Below are 14,474 nucleotides of genomic sequence, written 5' to 3' on the forward strand. Positions count from 1 at the left end.
TTTCAATCTGCTCGACTGGAAATCTTTTCTAAGACTTTTTCAATTTTAGCCTTGTATGGCCTTGCGAACAGCTTGAATTTTATCCAGTTCCTGTACCATGTGACGCTCCATTGAAGGTGACCGATAAAGGAAAATGGCTGTGCTCCGACTTGAGCAATCCGATATCCGCGCTCCTGGACCTTCTTCGAGATGGCGATTTCACTTCCTACCGCTTCAGCATAGATGTCACTGGTTATGAATCCGGAAACCTCTTCAAGGACTGTTCTGGAAGAAAACAGAATCAGACTTTGCAGATGTTCCGCGCTTTCTCCAGGGTCGATGCCGTTCAGGACGATAAAAGCTCTCAGAAAATCGACGGCATTGAACGGCACTTCGCCTTCCCTGTTGAGGCAGCTTGCAGCGACCGGATTGTTCCTTTGCTCGCTCCATGCACGTTTCCAGTTGATGCTTTCACCCAGCAGTCCAATTTCTCTGGACTCCTGCATTTTATCCAGAAAGGCCTTCAGCCAGCCTGTTTTCAGAATGCGACACTCATCCTGAAGAAAAAGGAAATATTCACTTTCACCATCGGAACGCCATCCATGCTCCCATGCGCCGATGTTGTATCCGGAGTTTACCCGATTGAGCACATGGACGCCGTTTTTGACATATTTTTCAGGAAGGATCAGCGGGTGCCTGTCTCCACCATTGCAAACGATGGTTATGATGAATGGAGCCTGCGCATCATGCCTGGCTATCTGGTTCAACAGCTGGTAGAGCCTGTTTGGTGGGCGGCCGACCCAGTATGAAATGATGATGTTTGTCACTTTGATCGCATGCTCCGAGAAGGAGTATTTCGGTGAAATCAGCGCCTGTTTATTTTCTTGCGATCAATGGTGAAAGAAAGTATTTGATCCATAATTTTGCATGTGCCTTGCTGAAGGAAAGTGAGGAGGATGCCGCGAGCGCCTTCATGCCTTCCTTTCGGTTTTTTCCGTACAGATAATATGCCTTGGAAAACAGCTGTTCGGAATGATGCTTTTTTATTTTTCTGTTGCGCTCATGCCATTGCTGATTTTTTTTTACGAATTTTCCCATGAGTTGCGCTGAGGATGAAATTGAATTCTCAATCTGCCTGAGTCTTATTTCCTCCAGCTCGAGACCGGAGGGCCATCCAAAATTATTTCCGTGTATTCTCCACTGCGTGATGGCCTCTTCAGTCAGGGCAATGGTTCCAATGCAGGCGGCATGTATCGCCCATGCTGATTCGCTGAAAAGAGCATTCTCGTCGAATCCTCCGGTGATGTTCCACATGCTCCGGCGTGCCGCCGGCCGTTGAAAGTCTATTGGAACTGTATCCAGAAGGGCATCGAAAAGAGTGCTGGAAAAAAAATATAAGCCATCGCATTTTTCTGGATTCGTTCTCTCCAGAATCTTCTTCATGGCCTCTTTTCTGCTTTTTTCTGGTCCCTCATGGTATGCACCAAATGGACGGACGCCCAGAAACAGGCAGTCAATCTGTGGGTGCTTGGAAAAAGCGTGGAAAATCTGCTCCAGCGAGTTTGGCATCAGCAGGTCATCATCATCGAGCAGGAGGATGACTTCTCCCTGCGCCGCATTGATTCCGGCATTTTTTGCCTTGGGAACACCTTGTGCCGAATCGTGCCGGTGCAGCGTGAGGCGATCTCCCAGTGCATCTTTCAATGCCGAATGTGAAATCGGCGGCGTTGAGCCGTCATCGATGACGACCACTTCGTAGTTTGAGTAATTTTGCGCAGTGACGCTGTTGATCGCTTCCAGCAGAAGTTGAGGCCGGTTATGCGCCGGGATCACGATCGAGATCAGAAAAGGCGACATGGTGGATGGCACCTGGGCCCAGAAGAGAGATTGTGCCTGCCGATCATTTATCCGGGCACCTGTTCGTCTTTGAAAAACCAGCGCACCCGCAACGGCAGGTCGATGCCATCGAGCAATCCGGCACGCATGGCCTGGGCCAGTTCGGCTTCATGTCGGCTTTGACGTTGTTTGACCTGATAGAGCCGGCCCTTGCCGGCTTGTTTCACACCCGGTTTTTCACCGCGTTCCAGCCGGTCGAGCAGTTCGCAATAGACCTCGGCCGAAGCCTTGACGCCGCGCCAGAACAGCGTCAGCTCATCATCCTGCGCGGTGACCGGCGGGCAGATGTGGGCAATCAGGTCACCGGTGTCGATGCCGGCGTTGATGAAGTGCAACGTGCAGCCCACTTTGTCAGGTTCGCGGTTGTAGAGCGCCCAGAAGGTGCAGTCGGCACCGCGATATTCCGGCGAGAGCCCGCCATGCAGGTTGACCATGCCGAGCCGTCCGGCTTCGAGCAGCGGACCGCGGATCAGCGAGGTGCCAAAAACCAGGATCAGGTCCGGTTTGAGACGGTTGGCCAGCTCGACCACCTTGGGGTCATTGATATGGGGCACTTCGATGCGCAGATCTTCACGGTCGAGCCGAACCGGCTGATCGCCGAAGAAAAATCTGGCCTCCGGATTTCCCCGGTAGCGCTTGCGGTCGCGCAGCCAGCGGCTGACTTTCTGCCTGAGCACGCCGGGTTTGAGCCACTGTTGTACTTTTTTCAGGCTCAGGTCGCTGCCGTTCTCCTGCACGATGGCCAGCACCTGTGAGTGGGCCGACAACCGGTTGGCGACATGGACGTGACGGGCCGAGCGCCCACAGAGAATCAGGGTGGTGAGTTGCGACATGTTCACTGCTCCTTCGACCTGGCCGACGCCGCGAGGTCGAACATCAGTGCGTCGGCGAAGAACTTGCCGGCCCAGTTGGGGAACTCGAACATCGAGTAGCGTCCCCACAGCGGCGATGAGCCGGCAATGGCGCCATCGTCGATGCGGCCATCCTGCTTGAGCCGCTGGTGGCGCTTCAGGTAGTGCAGCGCGCGGTCGACGGCGGGCTGGAGCGTCTGTTCATCGCAGCAGCGAATCAGCCGTGACCAGATCATGCTCATCTGCGCCACCCCGGTCAGGCAGACATAATAGCTGTCTGATTGCCACTGCTGGTCGAGGGTGCCGGGCAGTGCACCATCGGCGGGCAGCACCGCAGCCACCGCGCCGGCAGCGCGGCGTGCCGCGTTGATGTAGCGCTCATCATCGAGCAGCAGGCCGCTTTCGAGCAGGCCGCGGATCGCATAGGCGATGGTGTGGGTGAAGGGTGCGGCATGACCTTCAGGCGTGAAGCCGTTGGTGGCGAACCAGCCCGCTTCGTTCTGCTGCGTCAGCACCCAGTCGAGGTTGCGGATCGCCCCGTCGCGCAGTGCGCGGTCATCGGCCAGCAGGCCGGTCTTCAGCAGTGCCCAGGCCGAGCGGCTGTTGTAGGTGTGCGGAATGCCGTTGTGCACGCTGCGGCGCCAGCAGCCGTCGTCATCCTGTTTCGACAGCATCCAGTGGCCGGCACGCACGGCAGCAGCCAGACATTCGGTACGGCCGAGACGTTCATGGCCGGCATTCATGCCATGCATGATCTGGCCGGTGTTGAAGATGACCGGATGGCTGCCCTGTTCGCCAAAGTGGCCCGGAAAGGCGCCATCATCGAGCTGGATCGACAGCTCCCAGTCGAGTATGCGCTGGGCGCGGGTGACCAGCTCCTGGCGCCCGAGCAGTGCGGCGGCATCGAGGAAGGTCTCGACGATGTAGCCGCTGGTCTCGGGATAGCTGGGCAGCCAGCCATCCTCGAAACTCCAGCCGGCGCTGATGCCACCGCTGTCGGCATGGCCGACACGCACATCCTGGGCGCGGCAGAGCCAGTCGATGGTCCCATGCAGATGGGTCAGGTGGTGCCGGACCGGTTGACCGCCACGGTTGAACAGATCAGCCAGAATCAGTTGCCAGTGGAGTGGTCTCCAGAGTTGGTAGCGGACGGGGACAGACAGCAGTTTTTTGAGCATGTGATCAATGAATATCGAGAGGGATGAATGGATGACGCACGATCAGTGCCAAAGGACTCCTGCAAGTCCGGCTGGCAGGGGCACCCGGCTGACGACATAGCGGTGCTTGCCGGAGGCTTCCGGGGGAATCTCGTCGACGAGCCGAACATCGATCCGCACACCGCTGCCGAGCCGGGCGGTGAGGCCGTTGCGGATCGCATCGATGCTGCCGGCCTGCCACCCGGCGGTGGGTACCACTTCGACCCGGCAGTCGTCGAGGCTCTCCTGGATGATCTTGAACTCGCCGACACCGGCCACAGCACGCAACACGTAGATGAGCGCCAGTGCGTGCATGATGGTGCCATCGGCCGCGACGATGAAGTCGGTGGAGCGGCCGATCACCTCGCCGATGCGGTGCAGGCCGCGTGCATCCTGGCACTGTGCCGGATCGGCTGCGCGGACCATGTCACCGGTGCGATAGCGGATGAAGGGCTGCGCTTCGGAGCAGAGTCCGGTGATCACCGCTTCGCCGATTTCATCGGCCGCGACCGGCCGGCCTTCGACATCGAGAATCTCCAGAATCATGCTTTCGCTCAGCAGCAGCATCTCGCCCTGCGGCGTTTCGTGGGCGGTGAAGCCGATGTCGCGGCTGCCGAACTCATTGGCAACCGGCGCGCCAAATACCCGCTGGATCAGTGCCCGCTGTTGGGGATAGAGCGGTTCACCGGTGGTGCAGACCACTTTCAATTCGCTCAATCCGAGCGATGCCCCCTCGGCCTCGCAAAAGGCGGCCAGCAGCGCCAGGCTGCTGGCATAGCCATAGATGCAGCGCGGCTGCACCTGCTGCAGTACGACCAGATAGTGCCGCATGTCGGCAGGTGACATTCTAAAGGCATTGAGCACCCACTGGTTGATCAGCCGGTCACGCAAGGTCTTGATTCGGTCGGTCTTGTTCAGCTCGACTGGTGCGCCCCACAGATAGACTTCCCGGTCGCCCGGTTCGACCCCCCACCAGCGACGGGCGCGCATCCGGCCGGCGGCATCGGAGGCCTGGCGGCTGCGACCGAAGTAGAAGATCAGGGGCTGCCCGGAGGAACCGCCGGTGTTGTAGCTGTGGCAACCGCCCGGCACCTGCTGCCAGGCGATCCGCTCCCGCTGCTGGGATGCGTCAGCCTTGGTCATGGTCGGCAGACGGCTCAGGTCACTCAGCGTGAGACTCTGGTTGCGGATGCTGTCGGCCAGCGCTGCCGATTCGATGCGCTCGGCATGCCAGGGAGAGTGGCGCAGCGCCGTCGACAGCAACTGCGTCAACTTGCGCAGCTGCAGAGCTTCGAGCTGATTGCGGTCGAGCCACTGACTCTGTTCCAGTTCATGCAGGTAGCTGAAGGTGGTGCGTCCCAGCAGCCGCTCCTGCAGCGGATATATAATGTAACGCGACAGTGCGGGAATCATTCGGCCGCTCTATCCGGCGTCAGTGCCTGAAGTGTCACGTGCTGGGCAATCCTGTCTGACAACATCGAAGGGTGGCAGGGGCAGGGCAGATCCATGCCGGAATTCGTTGATTATAGTCATTGCATCGAGGAGTCGACATGGCGGGAGCGGAAAAGAGCGGACTCCTCGGTCGGGTGAGTTTCAGTGGCCAGAGCAATGCCGAAGCGGATGCACCCCCACTCTGGCCGGCGTGGCAGCGGCTGAGTGATGCGGGAGTCTGGCTGCATTGGCATCTGCCACTGCTGAAGCATCAGGACGATGCCGGCACACTGCTGCTCGGCAGCGCGCAGTTCGGCAGCCGCCTCGATGGCGAGGCCCTTGCGCAGTGGTGGCAGAGTTACCAGCAACAGGGTGATGCGGCGCTGGCGCAGCTCGAAGGCCATTTTCTGGCCATCATTCTCGATCGTCGCCGGCAGTGCGTTACGTTGGCCGTCGATCGATTTTCCACGATTCCGCTCTACTACGCCGCCGCGGGCGATGGCGTCGCACTGGCCAGTCAGTTGCCGCTGCTGCGTCATGCGATGGCGCACCGGCCGGCATTGTCGATGCAGGGCATCTACCACTACCTCTACTTCCACATGGTGCCTGCGCCGCTGAGTGTGTGGGAAGGGGTGCACAAGATTCCGGCCGGCCATCTGCTCAAGATCAGCCAGGGCCGGGCCGAACTGGTGCGCTATTGGCAACCGGTCTTTCTGCCAGCGGCGAGCGGTGCAACGCAGTTGCGCACTCAATCGGCAGCTGCGGCACTGCTGGTGGAGCGGCTGACCACGGCGGTCGAGCGGGCTGGTGCCCAGAGTTCGGCCGCCTTTTTGAGTGGCGGACTCGACAGCTCGACCGTGACCGGACTGCTGAGCCGACAGCGTGAGGGTGATGTCGATGCCTACACGGTCGGCTTCGACGCGGCCGGTTATGACGAGATGCCCTATGCCCGCATCGCCGCCCGCCATTTTGGCGTTCGCCACCATGAGCTCTACCTGCAACCGGATGATGTGGTCGAGATCGTGCCGAAGATCGCCGGCGCCTACGATGAGCCTTTCGGCAACTCCTCTGCAGTGCCGACCTACTTCTGCGCCGCGGCTGCGGCCGCGGCAGGGCACGACACGCTGCTGGCTGGTGATGGCGGCGACGAGCTTTTTGCCGGCAATGCCCGTTATGCCAAGCAGAAGCTGTTCGAACACTACCTTGCGCTGCCGGCCTGGTTGCGCGCTGGCATCGAGCAGGGCGTCGAGCGCCTGCCGGCACTCGGACAGGTGCCGCTGATTCAGAAGGGCTACCGCTACATCGAGCAGGCGCGGGTGCCGCTGCCCGACCGGCTGGAGAGCTACAACTTCTTTGCCACCCACGAACCGGCACAGATTCTCCATGCCGATCTGCTGGCGGCCATCGAGCTCGATCAGCCGCTGAAGCTGCTGCGCGATACCTATCAGGCCGTCACTGCCGACCATGCGTTGCAGCGCATGCTCTGGCTCGACTGGAAGCAGACGCTGGCCGACAACGACCTGCGCAAGGTGAGCGTGATGACGCAGAGTGCCGGCATCCAGGTGCGCTATCCGATGCTTGATGACGCCCTGATCGACCTGGCGCTGCAACTGCCGCCCGACTGGCTGCTGCCGGGACAGAAACTGCGCCACTTCTACAAACAGGCCTTCAGCGACTTTCTGCCACAGCAGATTCTCACCAAGCCCAAGCATGGCTTTGGCCTGCCGTTTGGTGTCTGGATGCGCGATGCGCCGCGACTGCGCGAACTGGCCTACGACGCACTGGCCAGCCTGAAGAAGCGTACTGTGCTGCGGTCCGACTACCTTGACCAAGTGGTGCAGCTGCACCAGCATGACCATGCCGCCTACTATGGTGAGTCGATCTGGATCTACATGATGCTCGAACTCTGGCTGCAGGCTTGGCATGACTGAAGCGACGCGAAGGCTGACCGGTCTGCTGTTGGCACTGCTCTGCGTGCTGCCGCTTCAGGCAGCCCCGCCCGACACCATCGCGCGCATCAAACCGGCGATTCTCGGCCTCGGCACCCATCAGCCGATGGGCAAGCCGCCGTCGCGGCTGCTCGGCACCGCCTTTGTCGTCGCCGATGGCCGCCATGCCATCACCAATGCCCATTCGCTTCCGGAGGCGTTGCAGAGCGATGGCGTGGAGAAGCTGGTCATCTTCATCGGCACCGCCCCGCAGTTGAAGCTGCGCGAAGTGCGCGTGATCGAGGTCGACAGTGACCATGATCTGGCGCTGCTGGGTTTTGACGGCGAGCCGTTGCCGGCCTTGCGCATCGGCGATTCGCAGCAGGTGCGTGAAGGGGAGAGCTACCTCTTCACCGGCTATCCGATCGGTGCCGTCCTTGGACTCTATCCAGTCACCCACCACGCCATGGTGGCCAGCATCACCCCGGTCGCCGTGCCGCAGATCTCGGCCACCCGCATCAGCAGCCGCATGGTGCGGGAGCTACGTGATCCCTATGTGGTCTTTCAACTGGATGCCACCGCCTACCCCGGCAACAGCGGCAGCCCGCTCTATGATCCGGAGAGTGGCGCGGTGGTCGGTGTGATCAACAAGGTGTTCGTACAGCAGAGCAAGGAGGCGGCCATCGAGCACCCCAGCGGCATCACCTATGCGATTCCGGGCCAGCACATCCGCGAGTTGTTGCGGCGCAACGGACTGCTTTAGGGTCGGTTTTCAGCAGCTCTGGCGCCGTGCCGTTGCGTGCGTTTCGGTCGGCCGAAGAGGCAGGCATCAGCCGATGCGGCCTTCATGACTGCTCTGTTGCAGGCGTGTCTGGCGCCCCGGACAGGATTCGAACCTGTGACCTGCCCCTTAGGAGGGGGCCGCGCTATCCTCTGTGCCACCGGGGCGGGCCGCCATTGTAGCGATCCAGCCGCCGCTTGTAGAGCAGCCCGTTGGTTCAGCGGCTACTGCATCATTTCGGCGTGGATGTCATCGGGGTCCAGCAGCCTGATCGGCACCGGCCTGACCCGCCAGATCTCCTGGCAGTACTGCCGGATGGTGCGATCCGACGAGAACATGCCGGAGTGGGCGGTGTTGAAAATCGACATTCGTGTCCACTGCTCCGGATGGTCGAGATAGACCCGGTTCACCTGATCCTGGCACTCCATGTAGGCGCCGAAATCGGCCAGCAGGAAGTAGGGGTCATGGTGCAGCAGCGAATCGAGCAGCGGTCGGAACAGCTCGCTGTCTCCGCGGGAGAAGTAGCCACTGCGCAGCAGGGAGATCACCTCCTGCAACTCGTCATTGCCATGGAGCCAGTCGAGTGGCCGGTAGCCGCTGGCGCGCAGTCGCTCGATCTGCTCGGCGGTGTGACCAAACAGAAAGAAGTTCTCCTCGCCCACCTGCTCACGAATCTCGACATTGGCGCCATCCAGCGTGCCGATGGTGAGTGCGCCATTCATCATGAACTTCATGTTGCCGGTGCCGGACGCCTCCTTGCCAGCCGTCGAGATCTGCTCGGAGAGGTCGGCCGCCGGGTAGAGGCGCTCGCCATTGCTGACATGAAAGTTGGGCAGAAAGAACACCTGCATCCGCTCCCGCGTGTCGGGGTCGTTGTTGACCACGGCGGCGACGTTGTTGATCAGTTTGATCATCAGCTTGGCCATGTGGTAGCCCGGTGCCGCCTTGCCGCCGAAGATATAGGTGCGCGGAAAGAATTCGCTGTTGGGGCTGTTCTTGAGCCGCAGATAGTGGGCAATGATCTGCAGGGCGTTGAGATGTTGGCGCTTGTATTCGTGAATGCGCTTGACCTGTACATCGAAGATCGATTCTGGATTGATCACGGTGTCGAAGCGCTTCTTGATGAAGCGGGTCAGGTTCTCCTTGTTGTGCTGTTTGATGCTGCGCCAGCGCTGGCGAAAGGCGGCGTCATCGGCCAGTGGCGCCAGCTGTCTGAGTCGATCGAGATCGGTGCTCCAACCGGGATCCAGCGCGTCGCTGATCAGTCGACAGAGCAGCGGATTGCTCAGAAACAGCCAGCGTCTCGGGGTGATGCCATTGGTCTTGTTGGAGATCTTCTCGGGCCAGAGTTCGTGGAAATCTCTCAGTACATCCTTTTTCAGCAGTTCGGTGTGCAGTGCCGCCACGCCGTTGATGGCATGGCTGCCGATGGCCGCAAGATGGGCCATGCGCACATAGCGCTCGCCCTGCTCATTGATGATCGACAGCCGGGCCAGCCGTTCGACATCGCCCAGATAGCGCAGGCGGACGCTCTCCAGAAATTGGTCGTTGATCGTGTAGATGAGCTCGAGATGGCGCGGCAGGATGCGCTGGAACAGGGCAAGCGGCCACTGCTCCAGCGCTTCGGGCAACAGCGTGTGGTTGGTGTAGGCGAAGCTCTGCCGGGTGATGGACCAGGCCTGCTCCCAAGTGCAGCGGTGGTCATCCAGCAGCAACCGCATCAGTTCGCAGACCGCCAGTGCCGGATGGGTGTCGTTCAGTTGTACGGCGAATTTTTCGTGGAACTGCTCCAGCGCAATCTTCTGCTGGCGCAGGATGCGCAGCATGTCCTGCAGTGAGGCGGAGACCAGAAAGAACTGCTGCTGAAGCCGCAGCGCCTTGCCCTGAATCGCTTCGTCGTTGGGGTAGAGGATCTTGCTCAGGTTCTCCGAGCGGATCTTCTCATCCACCGCGCCGTAGTAGTCGCCGCGGTTGAACACGGCGAAATCGAACGATTCCGGCGCTTCGGCCCGCCACAGCCGCAAGGTGTTGGCGGTGTTGTTGCGGTAACCCAGCACTGGTGTGTCATAGGGCACGGCCTTGACGACCCAACTGGGGAACCAGCGCATCCGCTGGCGGTTCTGCTCATCCTGATAGGCTTCGCTGTGGCCGCCGAACTTCACCTCCACCGCCCACTCGGGGCGAGGAATCTCCCAGGGGTTGCCGAAGCGCAACCATTTGTCGGTCTTCTCGACCTGCCAGCCATCGACGATCTCCTGATCGAAGATGCCGAATTCATAGCGGATGCCGTAGCCGAGGCTCGGAATCTCCAGCGTGGCCAGCGAGTCGAGAAAGCAGGCCGCCAGCCGTCCCAGACCGCCGTTGCCGAGTCCGGGCTCCTCTTCCTGGCGCAACAGTTCGCGAAAATCGAGCCCCATTTCCTCGATGGCCTCCTGCGCCTGCGCATGGATGCCGAGGTTGAGCAGGTTGTTGCCGAGTTGAGTGCCCATCAGAAATTCGGCCGAGAGATAGGCCACTGTCCTGGCACCCTGCTCGGTGTAGGCCGTGGCTGTGCTGATCCAGCGGTGCAGCAGCCGGTCGCGCACGGCATAGGCCAGCGCCAGGTAGTAGTCGTTCATCGTTGCCAGCGCGGGGAATTTGCCCTGACTGAAGAAAAGGTGATCAAAGAAAGCGCGCTCGAGCGCCTCTTTGTCGAGTCCGGTGCGTTCATCCAGTGTCGAGGAGAGCAGTTCAGTTTCGTTGATGGCGTCCATAACACCCGCTGCAAAAAAGGTAAAAGTGATGCAATAAAACAAGCAAGTCTGATGCCGAATCAGCGGTACGCCATTGCCGGCTTGCAGGGTGGATCAGGGCATGTCGTCTGCTTGCAGTTCGATGGCCGACGGCCACTGCGCCGGCAGCCAGCGCAAATCGGCTGGATGGTCGATGTCATGCAGGGTCGGCTGGGTCTGCACCGACCACTTCAGTTGCTGCAACCGTTGCAGCGTGATGGCGGCCACCCGGTTGCTGCTCCAGGGTATTTCAGTGAACAGCGAGGGGTGAAACCGGTTGAGTCCGAGCAGCGCATAGCCGCCATCGGCGGTGGGGGTGATGACGCAGTCGACCTGCTGCAGTGCCTGTGCGGCACATTGCAGCCGCCGTGCATCCAGCGCCGGACAGTCGGTGCCGATCAGCAGCAGCGACTCGCCCTCGTGCAGGGTGCGCTGCGCGGCACGGGCCATGCGCTCGCCCAGATCACCCGCTCCCTGGTCAGAGCAGGAGATCGACCGCGGCAGTGATTGCCCCGCCCAGGCGCTGTCATCGATGGCGGGGGTGGCGCAGAGTTCCACCGCTCCGATCCGTGCTGCGATGGCCTCATTCACGCTGTGATGCAACATCCGTTGCGCCAGACGGGCGGCCCCTTGCGCCCCAAGCGCCGGAATCAGCCGGGTCTTGGCGATGCCGGCGCAGGGTGCCTTCGCGAAGATGAGGATCCGTACCGGCATCGGCTGCCTGCTGGAGGCAACGACTTCACTTCTCGGCATTCATCAGGCCACGTACCGCGGCAGGAATGTCCGCTGGCAGCAGAATCAGTTTGGCGTTGTTCGAGGTCGCCATGTCGTTGAGTGAGTCGACATAGCGCTCTCCCAGCAGGTAGATCAGTGGCAGTTGATTCTGGCCGATCGCCGAACTGATCTTTTCGATCGCCTCGGTGGTGCCGGTGGCATTGACCACCTTGGCCTCGGCGTCGCGGCGCGAGGCTTCGAGGCGGCCATCGGCCTGCAGGATGGCGGCGGTCTTGTCGCCTTCGGCGCGGGTGACGGTGGCACGGCGCAGCCGTTCGGCGGCGGCCTGCTCCTCCATCGCCTTCTGCATGGTCTGCGATGGGTTGATGTCCTGAATCTCGACGGTCTTGAGCGTGATGCCCCAGTCGGCGATGTCGTCGGAGATGGCCGTCTTCAATTTGGTCTTGATCTGGTCACGCGATGACAGGGCTTCATCGAGCGTCAATTCGCCGATGATCGAGCGCAGCGAGGTCTGCACCAGGGTGCGAATGGCCAGTTGGTAATCTTCCACCCCATAAACCGCCTTCTCTGGCGAGAGGATGTTGATGTAAGCCACCGCATTGGCGACGATCACGACGTTGTCGAGCGTGATCACCTCCTGCGACGGAATGTCGAGCACGATGTCCTTGGTGGTCACCTTGTAGGCGACGCTGTCGATGTAGGGGATTATGAAGTTGAGTCCGGGTGACAGCGAGCTGTGGTACTTGCCAAGTCGCTGCACCACCCATTTGCTACCCTGCGGCACCTGACGCACACCCTTGAACAGGGTCAGGAGAGTCAGCGCCAGCAGCGCGAGGATGACGACGGTGGTTTCCATTTGGGCTCCTCTTTGTTTGGTCAATGAATCATGTTTTTCTTTTGACGATCAATGTATTGCCGGAAACATCCAGAACTATTACACGATCACCACACTGCACTTTTTCTTCACAGATGAATGCCCACTCGTCCGCGCCCAGCAGCGGTTTGCTGAAGCGGACCTTGCCGCGGCGATGATCGAGTGGCAGCTCGATCACCTGGCCCACCTCGCCCAGCACCGCCTCGCGGCTCAGGCCGGCACGGGTGTGGTCGACCATTCTGGGTTTGAAGAAGGCAAACCAGCCCACCGCAAAAGTGATCGAGGCGCCAGTCCAGACCAGCAGTTGCAGCGTGATCGACAGACCGGGCAGCAGCCAGGTCAGCAGCCCGACCAGAATCGCCCCCAGGCCGAACCAGATCACCGTGAAGCTGGGGATGAAGATCTCCAGCCCCGCCAGCAGCAGTCCCAGGGTCAGCCAGTGCCAGTAGAGCGGTTCAAAGGTCATCATGGTTTCTCGTTCCATTTCAGCGTGTGTCGGCTGTTTTCGCGGCGCCGGGCATCCGCAAGAAGAGGGTGGCTACAGCTCGATTTTCTGTCCACGAACGGGGATGCCGGCAAACCAGCCAAGCTGCTCATGGATGGCCTGTTGCAGCGTGACCATCGGTTCCAGCTCGCCATGCACCAGAAACAGTTTCGGTGCCGGATCGCGCAACCGGCCGGCCCATTCGATCAGTTGCCGCTGGTCGGCATGGGCCGAGAAGCCGCCGACCGTGTGAATCTTGGCATTGACGGCGATCTCCTGCCCGAACAGGCGCACCCGCTGGGCGCCATCCACCAGCAGCCGACCCAGGGTGCCGCGCGCCTGGAAGCCGACGATCAGCAGATGGTTCTGCCGGCGCCACAGGCCATGCTTCAGGTGGTGGCGGATGCGGCCCCCGCTGCACATGCCGCTGCCGGCGATGATGATCGCTCCGCCCTGGATCTGATTCAGCGCCATCGAGTCGGCGGTGGTGCGGGAGTAGCGCAGCTTGGGCAGCCATGACTCCCACTCGGTGCTGCCAGTGCGGGCGAAGGCGCGCTGCTCTTCGGGGCTGAACAGGTGGTGGTGCCGAGCATAGATTTCGCTGGCGCTGATCGCCATCGGACTGTCGAGAAACACCTGCTGCTGTGGCAGATCACCTTGGCGGTCGAACTGCCCAAGCCAGTAGAGCAGCTCCTGGGTGCGGCCGACGGCGAAGGCCGGAATCAGGACATTGCCGCCCGATCGATGCGCAGTGACGAGAATCTCCTTCAGCTCCTGCAAGGTGGCATCGAGGGTACGATGACAGCGGTCGCCATAGGTCGACTCCAGCAGCAGCAGATCCGCCCCGTCGATCGGTTCCGGGTCGCGCAGCAGTGCCGAGCCGCTGTTGCCGAGGTCGCCGGAGAACAGCAGGCGTCTGCGGCCGTCACGGCTGGCGAGCTGCAACTCGACGGTGGCCGATCCGAGAATGTGGCCGGCATCGCGGAATGTCACGGTCACGCCGGGCAGAATCTGCTCGGGCCGTTGGTAGTCGATCGAACGGCACTGCCGTAACACGCTGTCGACATCCTGCAGGTCGAACAGTGGTTCGATCGGCTCGTCGCCACTGCGCAGCCGCTGCCGGTTTTCCCACTCGGTGTCCTTGTTCTCGAGATGGGCTGCGTCCTCGAGCATCAATCTGAGCAGATCACGGGTGGCCGGCGTCAGGTAAATCGGGCCCCTGAACCCCTCCTTGACCAGCTTCGGCAGCAGGCCGCAGTGGTCGAGGTGGGCGTGGGAGAGCAGTACGGCATCGATTTCAGCCGGGATAAAGGGGAACTCCTCCCGGTTGGCCGCTTCGGTCTCGTTGCCGCCCTGATACATCCCGCAATCGAGCAGCAGGCGATGGCCGGCATGTTCGAGCAGGAAGCAGGAGCCAGTGACCTGGCGTGTGGCACCGTAAAACGTCAAAAAGGCCATGGGACACCTTGGAATCGAAGAGTGTGAAAACCGTCCGTCGTCATGGGCGGAACACCATGGCTTCATGCTACCAGCTTTCGGCGCACCCTC

At 60.9% G+C, this 14,474-nt stretch carries 12 protein-coding genes and 1 tRNA gene; 2 read left to right on the top strand and 11 right to left on the bottom strand.

Translation table 11 applies throughout. The annotated features are described in order from the left end of the window. Positions 1-2: 2 nt before the first annotated feature. From H7A13_09805 to H7A13_09825, 5 genes are read right to left on the bottom strand one after another with little or no spacing between them, the layout of a single operon-like run. On the bottom strand, positions 3-806 hold the full coding sequence (locus H7A13_09805; GenBank protein ID MCP5333630.1) for a hypothetical protein: 804 nt from the start codon (positions 804-806) through the stop codon (positions 3-5). 49 nt (positions 807-855) lie between these two features. After that, a complete protein-coding gene (locus tag H7A13_09810; protein ID MCP5333631.1) occupies positions 856-1,836 on the bottom strand; it encodes a glycosyltransferase family 2 protein in 981 nt (326 codons plus the stop codon). 47 nt (positions 1,837-1,883) lie between these two features. Continuing rightward, positions 1,884-2,708 (bottom strand): formyl transferase, encoded by an 825-nt coding sequence (locus tag H7A13_09815; protein MCP5333632.1) that lies wholly within the window; start codon positions 2,706-2,708, stop codon positions 1,884-1,886. A gap of 2 nt (positions 2,709-2,710) precedes the next feature. Next, the gene (locus tag H7A13_09820; GenBank protein MCP5333633.1) at positions 2,711-3,913 is read right to left on the bottom strand and encodes a terpene cyclase/mutase family protein; all 1,203 of its coding nucleotides are present in this window, start codon (positions 3,911-3,913) and stop codon (positions 2,711-2,713) included. Positions 3,914-3,946: 33 nt separating this feature from the next. Next, complete coding sequence (locus tag H7A13_09825; GenBank protein ID MCP5333634.1) at positions 3,947-5,335, bottom strand: phenylacetate--CoA ligase family protein; 1,389 nt, start codon at positions 5,333-5,335, stop codon at positions 3,947-3,949. Positions 5,336-5,472: 137 nt separating this feature from the next. Between H7A13_09825 and H7A13_09830 the strand changes: the two genes are divergently transcribed. Continuing rightward, positions 5,473-7,284: an asparagine synthase gene (locus tag H7A13_09830; protein MCP5333635.1), complete on the top strand. Its 1,812-nt coding sequence runs from the start codon at positions 5,473-5,475 to the stop codon at positions 7,282-7,284. Further along, a complete protein-coding gene (locus H7A13_09835; GenBank protein MCP5333636.1) occupies positions 7,277-8,044 on the top strand; it encodes a trypsin-like peptidase domain-containing protein in 768 nt (255 codons plus the stop codon). Before H7A13_09830 ends, H7A13_09835 begins: the two co-directional genes overlap by 8 nt. Before the next feature lie 109 nt (positions 8,045-8,153). On the opposite strand, the gene H7A13_09840 is transcribed toward H7A13_09835, so the two are convergent. The 6 genes from H7A13_09840 to H7A13_09865 all read right to left on the bottom strand — a co-directional run bounded on the left by H7A13_09840 (position 8,154) and on the right by H7A13_09865 (position 14,384). Continuing rightward, positions 8,154-8,229, bottom strand: a tRNA-Arg gene (locus H7A13_09840). 57 nt (positions 8,230-8,286) lie between these two features. Further along, complete coding sequence (locus H7A13_09845) at positions 8,287-10,815, bottom strand: glycogen/starch/alpha-glucan phosphorylase (GenBank protein ID MCP5333637.1); 2,529 nt, start codon at positions 10,813-10,815, stop codon at positions 8,287-8,289. 93 nt (positions 10,816-10,908) lie between these two features. Continuing rightward, on the bottom strand, positions 10,909-11,547 hold the full coding sequence (locus H7A13_09850; protein ID MCP5333638.1) for a TIGR04282 family arsenosugar biosynthesis glycosyltransferase: 639 nt from the start codon (positions 11,545-11,547) through the stop codon (positions 10,909-10,911). Between the two features lie 25 nt (positions 11,548-11,572). Beyond that, positions 11,573-12,424: an SPFH/Band 7/PHB domain protein gene (locus H7A13_09855; GenBank protein ID MCP5333639.1), complete on the bottom strand. Its 852-nt coding sequence runs from the start codon at positions 12,422-12,424 to the stop codon at positions 11,573-11,575. A 28-nt stretch (positions 12,425-12,452) separates the two neighbouring features. Then, positions 12,453-12,908, bottom strand: a complete 456-nt coding sequence (locus H7A13_09860; protein ID MCP5333640.1) for an NfeD family protein — start codon at positions 12,906-12,908, stop codon at positions 12,453-12,455. Positions 12,909-12,980: 72 nt separating this feature from the next. Beyond that, positions 12,981-14,384, bottom strand: a complete 1,404-nt coding sequence (locus H7A13_09865) for an MBL fold metallo-hydrolase (GenBank protein ID MCP5333641.1) — start codon at positions 14,382-14,384, stop codon at positions 12,981-12,983. Positions 14,385-14,474: the final 90 nt, after the last annotated feature.

The organism is Pseudomonadales bacterium, assembly GCA_024234215.1.
Lineage (GTDB): Bacteria > Pseudomonadota > Gammaproteobacteria > Pseudomonadales > UBA5862 > JACKOQ01.

Bases quoted from the DNA above. Each gene is read 5' to 3' on its own strand.
- H7A13_09835 (MCP5333636.1), top strand. From the start codon at position 7,277: ATGACTGAAGCGACGCGAAGGCTGACCGGTCTGCTGTTGGCACTGCTC.
- H7A13_09830 (MCP5333635.1), top strand. From the start codon at position 5,473: ATGGCGGGAGCGGAAAAGAGCGGACTCCTCGGTCGGGTGAGTTTCAGT.
- H7A13_09850 (MCP5333638.1), bottom strand. From the start codon at position 11,547: ATGCCGGTACGGATCCTCATCTTCGCGAAGGCACCCTGCGCCGGCATC.
- H7A13_09865 (MCP5333641.1), bottom strand. From the start codon at position 14,384: ATGGCCTTTTTGACGTTTTACGGTGCCACACGCCAGGTCACTGGCTCC.
- H7A13_09815 (MCP5333632.1), bottom strand. From the start codon at position 2,708: ATGTCGCAACTCACCACCCTGATTCTCTGTGGGCGCTCGGCCCGTCAC.
- H7A13_09845 (MCP5333637.1), bottom strand. From the start codon at position 10,815: ATGGACGCCATCAACGAAACTGAACTGCTCTCCTCGACACTGGATGAA.
- H7A13_09810 (MCP5333631.1), bottom strand. From the start codon at position 1,836: ATGTCGCCTTTTCTGATCTCGATCGTGATCCCGGCGCATAACCGGCCT.
- H7A13_09860 (MCP5333640.1), bottom strand. From the start codon at position 12,908: ATGACCTTTGAACCGCTCTACTGGCACTGGCTGACCCTGGGACTGCTG.
- H7A13_09855 (MCP5333639.1), bottom strand. From the start codon at position 12,424: ATGGAAACCACCGTCGTCATCCTCGCGCTGCTGGCGCTGACTCTCCTG.
- H7A13_09825 (MCP5333634.1), bottom strand. From the start codon at position 5,335: ATGATTCCCGCACTGTCGCGTTACATTATATATCCGCTGCAGGAGCGG.